This window comes from Desulfobaculum sp. (genome assembly GCF_054921475.1).
This window is the reverse complement of sequence record NZ_JBUDSW010000259.1, coordinates 1-5,075: the sequence shown is the minus strand read 5'-3', so window position 1 is coordinate 5,075 and position 5,075 is coordinate 1. Positions and strand designations below refer to the sequence as shown.

Below are 5,075 nucleotides of genomic sequence, written 5' to 3'. Positions count from 1 at the left end.
ACCTGCCTGCCTCACTGTGCAGGATGCGGCGCTGCTCAGGCTCCTCCTCCGTGCTGGCCCTGTCGCCGCAAGCAGGTACTCCCGCGGCCACATCTTCACGCGGCTCCGGCACGACCGGCGGCAGCAGGCTCATGCCCCCCATGCGCTCCAGAAGCAGCCCCTGCGGCGTCACCAACCCCGGCACCTCGGCTCCGGGAGTGAGGGTGGTAATCACGCAGCGCCCCACCACATGGCGGCCCTCAGCGCCGGTGGCGTCGCGGGTGCGAAGGCCCCACATATTGTGAAGCATCACGGCCTCGCCATTTTCCGCCCTGCCGATGTAGAGCATAATATGTCCCGGCTGCCAGAGCAGGGTCATCCATGGGCGCGCGGTTTCGGCAATGCGCTGGCGCTTGCCTGCCCGGTCCAGCCCCTCAAAGGAGACAAAGCGCCCCGCCTCGGCCTGCCGCGACGAGTTGCGCGGCAAGCGGATGCCAAAAGGCGCAAAAAGATCCATCAGCGTGGCCGAGCAGTCGCGGTTGGCGTACACGCCGCCCCAGCCGTAGGCGTCGCCCAGCATCTGGTCGGCAATGCGGGCCACGGCCTGCGGCGTGGCCGTGAGCGGAAACGGCGCAATGGCGTCCGCATCCACCACGCCCCATGTCAGCACGCCCTGCCCCACCGCGCCGGAACGGATAATGCCCAAAATAGCGCGGCCTTCGGCGTCGTGCACCACGGGGAGTATCATCCCGATGCGCCCCATCATGGACGCCAAGCCCCCCGTGCCGCGGATGGGCACCTCGTCTCGCACGATGGCCATATGCGGCCCATTTTCAATGCCTTCACGCGTGGCCCCGTCCACAGGCACCACCGAGGACGCCGGCACCCAGCCGTAGGCAAAGGGCGCTTCCACAAACACCCATGCGCCGTTGCGCGCAATATGGCTGACGTACACAGGGGTCTGCGCCCACACCGCGCTGTTCTGCAAGGTGTCAAAGGGCCAGCCCTGTCCGGCCAGCGCGGGGTTATGATACGCGGGCCGGGCCGTGGGCAACACACGCATGGACGCCGCGCGGACCATGATGCCCGCGTATCCGGCGTTGGGATATTCCTCCACGGCGCTCCGGTGGCGCATGGCGCTCAGCCAGCGCGCCCCGCGCACGCGTGTGTCCTCGCCGTACAGGGCGCCGGGGTCGGCGCTGTGCAGATAGGCAAACACCTTCTCTGCCGCCGTCTCCGGCGCGCTCCGGTGCCACGGTGCAAACCAGCGCTTCAAAAAATACGCGGCCTGTTTCTTGGCCACATCCTGCGGCATGAGCGGCGTCCCCGCTTGCGCCGCGTCCACGTAGGCGCTGGCGCGCTGCACAAGGGCCGCCTCATCGCGGATGGCGGGACCGCCCGGCGCTGCCGGGGGCGAAACCACAGACGCGCACCCGCCGCACAGCATGGCGGCAAGCACGACCAACGCGGCGCACTGCTGACGCCAGTGCCCACGCGGGATGATGTTTTGAAATACCTGCATAGAGAGATGGTTACGCGGCGTCCCGGTAAAAGGCAACCGCCACGCCAAAGGCCGCGCACAATCGGGCAGGACAGAAGGAACGCGCACAGCGCAAAGGCAGAAAACCCATTCCGCTGGCTGCAAGGGAGAGGGCAGGGAAACACCACGCGGCCGGTCCGCCGCGCCACGCACAGCGGACCAACCACGCGGGAAAAGGAAACGTTAGCCGATGTCCTTGCCGATGGAGAAGGCCTTGCCCAGCACTTCGCCAACGCCGTAGTAGTGGCGGGTTCCGGGGCCAAAGACCACGGGGCGCAGCTTGTCGGTATCCAGCTCGCCCAGTTCGTTCAGGGCCTCTTCGGCAACCTTAACGTCCAGAATCTCACCCACAAACTGCGTATGCAGGCCAAGCTCGGCGGTATGCACCAGCTTGCACTCCAGCACCATGGGGAATTCGTTGATGATGGGCGCGTCCACCAGCTCGCTGGCGGTGGTGGTCAGTCCGGCTTTGGCCAGCTTGTCCACGTTGCGTCCGGAGGCAATGCCCAGATAATCCGCCACCTTCACCTGCGCCTCGGAGGGCACGTTGACGGTAAACGCCTGCCGCTCCACGATGGCGGAGTGGGAATACGTGGCCGCGCGCAGCGAAACGGAAACGCACGGCGGCTTGGAGCAGCACAGACCCGCCCATGCGGCCAGCATGGCGTTGGGTTTGCCGTCCTTATCATAGGTCCCCACAGCCCATGCGGGCGTGGGAAATGCCAAAACTTTTGCCCCGAGGGACTTCTTCATCGATTCAACTCCTTACTTGCGCCGCGTGTGCGGCTCCTTCAGGCTTCCTGCTTGAGGGTCTTGCCGACCTTCCAGCAATCCGCCACGGGGCGGCCCAGTCCCCAGTACTTCTTGGAGGCCATGTCAAACAGCAGTGGCCGGACCGTGGTAATATCAATTTTGCCATCCACAAGGCAGGCGTCGTCCGCATGGGTGCGCACCACCTCGCCGATAAACACATCATGCGTTTTGAAATCCACCACCTGATAGACGCGGCACTCCATGCACACCGGGCACTGCCGCGCCATAGGGGCGAAATCCGTATCGCCGTAGAAGACGTCGAAGAGGTCTTTCTTGTCCGTTGATTTGCCGCTGACCAGCCCGCAGTAGTCCACCTTGTCCACCATGTCCTCCGAGGGGATGTTGATACTGAACGCGTTGTGCGCGTGTATCCCCTTGGTGGTGTAGTGTTCCTTGGACAGACTTATGGACAGATAGGGCACCTTGCCATGGTTCATGATCCCGGCGTGGGACACGGTGATAAAATTCTCGCGTCCATCCACGACGGCCCCGACCAAAACGGTCAAGGACGGGTACAGGGCATTCAGGGGTCCAAGCGATTCTCTCATGCGACGGCCTCCTTCGCGATGGTTCTCTCCCGTTCTAGCTCACTTCTTCCGCGTTTTCTCTCGCGTTGCGATTGCGCTTTTTCTTCAGCACGCAGTACACTCCCTCCCCTTCCATCAGGGGACGGCGGCACATATTATCAGAAAAACACGCGGATTTCTCCCTGTTTCCTGATTTCCACCGGTTCACGAGGTCAGGTTCGCAGATGAAGGGCCGACACATGGAGATAAAGTCGCACAGGCCGGTGTCCACAAAGTGCTCGGCGCGCTCAAGGGAGCGGATGCCGCCAACAAGAAGAAGCGGCACGCTCAGCTGCTCCTTAAAGCGCTGGGCCGGCGCGCGGAAATAGCCCTCGCGCGCCTCGCGTATCATACCCATGCGCGAGGGGCCGTACTTGCCGGAGTCGTAAATGGTGCCGCCGGAAAGCTCCACAGCGGTGATGCCCGCCTCCTGCAGACGTCCACACACGTGAAGCATGTCGTCGTCCTCGTAGCACTCTTTGGCGGCCATCATATAGTCATGGGCGTTGATTTTGATAAGCACGGGATAGTCCGGCCCCACGGCCTCGCGCACAGCGGCGTACACATCCATGACGATGCGCTCGCGGCCTTCGCGGCTGCCGCCCCAGGCGTCCTGACGCCGGTTAAAGAACGGGGAGAGGAACTGCGACAGCAGGTAGCCGTGGGCGGCATGAATCTGCACGGCGTCAAAGCCCGCGGCCTTGGCCCGGGCTGCGCCTTCGCCAAAGCTGCGCACCACCTCGGCGATGTCGTCCTCGGTCATGGCAGTGCCGCGCTCCGTGCCCTTTTCGTCATGAGAGGACGGCCCAAGGGCGGGCTGGCCCGTCACCGAAGTAAGCGCGTGCAAACCAGCATGGGCCAGCTGCAGACAGATGGCGCCGCCAGCATCATGCACCCCGTCCGTCATCTCCTTGAGGCCGGGAATCATGGCGTCGTCGTGGATGCCAAGCTGGCGTCCGCCAGCGCGCCCCTGCGGATGCACAAAGGCATGTCCGGTGATGATCAGGCCTACACCACCAACGGCCAGATGCCGCATCATGGCATTGAGGCCGTGGGTGGTTGCGCCGTCCGCCGCTGCAATGCCTTCATAGGTTGCAGAACGGACAAAGCGGTTTTGAACCGTGAGTGAGCCTATCTGCGCCGCATCAAACACATCTGCCATATTGTCTCCTTACGGTTATACGCCATCCAATTTTCACGGTACATTGCTCTGAGTGCGCATTTTTTTCAAGGGGAATGCCCGTTTTTTCAGGCACCTACTTCCACGTGTTGCGGTGGATGCGGTCCTCGCGGTAGCGGTCAACGGTTCCGGCTTTCTGGTCCGGCACGCCAATGGGGATGAGGGACAGCGGAATAACGTTGTCCGGCAGGCCAAACTGCTTCTGCGCCGCGGCCACGCGCTCCTGAACCGGGGCAATGCCGCACCACACCGCGCCAAGGCCAAGGCCGTGCACAGCGTGCAGAATGTTCATGGTGGCGGCGGAGCAGTCCTGCACCCAGAAGCCCTCGTACTTTTCCAGAGACAAATCGCCGCAGACGACAATGGCGGCCTGCGCGGTGTGGCAGGCTTTGGCGTACTGCTGCCACTCGGGGATGGCGTCCAGCATCTCCCGGTCGGTCACCACGATGAACTGCCACGGCTGGGCATTGCCTGCGCTGGGGGCGACCATGGCGGCCTTGAGGATGGTTTCCAGCTGCTCGTCCGTGACCGGGGCGTCAGTGAACTTGCGGATGCTGCGCCGGGTGTGCATGGCTTCCATGATATCCATTGTGGTTCTCCTTTGTGGTTGTGATTTACAGATGTCATCTTGTCGGCTAAAAGTTTCCAAAAGGCAAGTAGGTACCCACATGTCATGTAGTACCCTTTTTGATACCGCAACCCACACCGGAGCGCCCATGCCTAAGGACTCCCCCCAGTGCCCTCTGCACCGCCTTGGCGACAAGGAATACTACTGCCACTTTGAGCTCTCGCTCCAAGTCATCGGCGGCAAGTGGAAACCCATCATCCTCTACCACCTGCACCAGCAGGACGGCGGCGTCATGCGCTTTGGCGAATTGCGCCGGAGCATGCCCTCCATCACCCAAAAGATGCTCACCCGCCAACTGCGCGAGCTGGAAGCCGACGGCATGCTGCACCGCAAGGTCTACCCGCAGGTGCCCCCGCGCGTGGAATACTC

General features: G+C 63.1%; 6 protein-coding genes. 1 reads left to right on the top strand and 5 read right to left on the bottom strand.

Annotated features, from left to right (window positions below; genetic code table 11):
* The 5 genes from ACY69P_RS14090 to ACY69P_RS14070 form a co-directional block, all read right to left on the bottom strand.
* A partial coding sequence (locus tag ACY69P_RS14090) for an SH3 domain-containing protein (RefSeq protein WP_462327928.1) occupies positions 1-1,501 on the bottom strand: 1,501 nt, incomplete at its 3' end.
* A 201-nt stretch (positions 1,502-1,702) separates the two neighbouring features.
* Positions 1,703-2,272 carry a flavin reductase family protein gene (locus ACY69P_RS14085; RefSeq protein ID WP_459897960.1) on the bottom strand — a complete coding sequence of 190 codons (570 nt, stop codon included), beginning with the start codon at positions 2,270-2,272 and terminating at the stop codon, positions 1,703-1,705.
* A 38-nt stretch (positions 2,273-2,310) separates the two neighbouring features.
* The gene (locus tag ACY69P_RS14080) at positions 2,311-2,880 is read right to left on the bottom strand and encodes a flavin reductase family protein (RefSeq protein ID WP_459897959.1); all 570 of its coding nucleotides are present in this window, start codon (positions 2,878-2,880) and stop codon (positions 2,311-2,313) included.
* 34 nt (positions 2,881-2,914) lie between these two features.
* Positions 2,915-4,060, bottom strand: coding sequence for an NADH:flavin oxidoreductase (locus tag ACY69P_RS14075; RefSeq protein ID WP_459897957.1), 1,146 nt, complete (start codon positions 4,058-4,060; stop codon positions 2,915-2,917).
* A 94-nt stretch (positions 4,061-4,154) separates the two neighbouring features.
* Positions 4,155-4,667 carry a nitroreductase family protein gene (locus tag ACY69P_RS14070; RefSeq protein ID WP_459897955.1) on the bottom strand — a complete coding sequence of 171 codons (513 nt, stop codon included), beginning with the start codon at positions 4,665-4,667 and terminating at the stop codon, positions 4,155-4,157.
* Between the two features lie 127 nt (positions 4,668-4,794).
* Between ACY69P_RS14070 and ACY69P_RS14065 the strand changes: the two genes are divergently transcribed.
* Positions 4,795-5,075, top strand: a 281-nt coding sequence (locus ACY69P_RS14065) for a winged helix-turn-helix transcriptional regulator (RefSeq protein WP_462327927.1), incomplete at its 3' end; no start/stop codon positions are given.

Excerpts from the sequence above, each read along its gene's own strand:
- ACY69P_RS14085 (WP_459897960.1), bottom strand. The coding sequence starts at position 2,272 with ATGAAGAAGTCCCTCGGGGCAAAAGTTTTGGCATTTCCCACGCCCGCA.
- ACY69P_RS14080 (WP_459897959.1), bottom strand. The coding sequence starts at position 2,880 with ATGAGAGAATCGCTTGGACCCCTGAATGCCCTGTACCCGTCCTTGACC.
- ACY69P_RS14070 (WP_459897955.1), bottom strand. The coding sequence starts at position 4,667 with ATGGATATCATGGAAGCCATGCACACCCGGCGCAGCATCCGCAAGTTC.
- ACY69P_RS14075 (WP_459897957.1), bottom strand. The coding sequence starts at position 4,060 with ATGGCAGATGTGTTTGATGCGGCGCAGATAGGCTCACTCACGGTTCAA.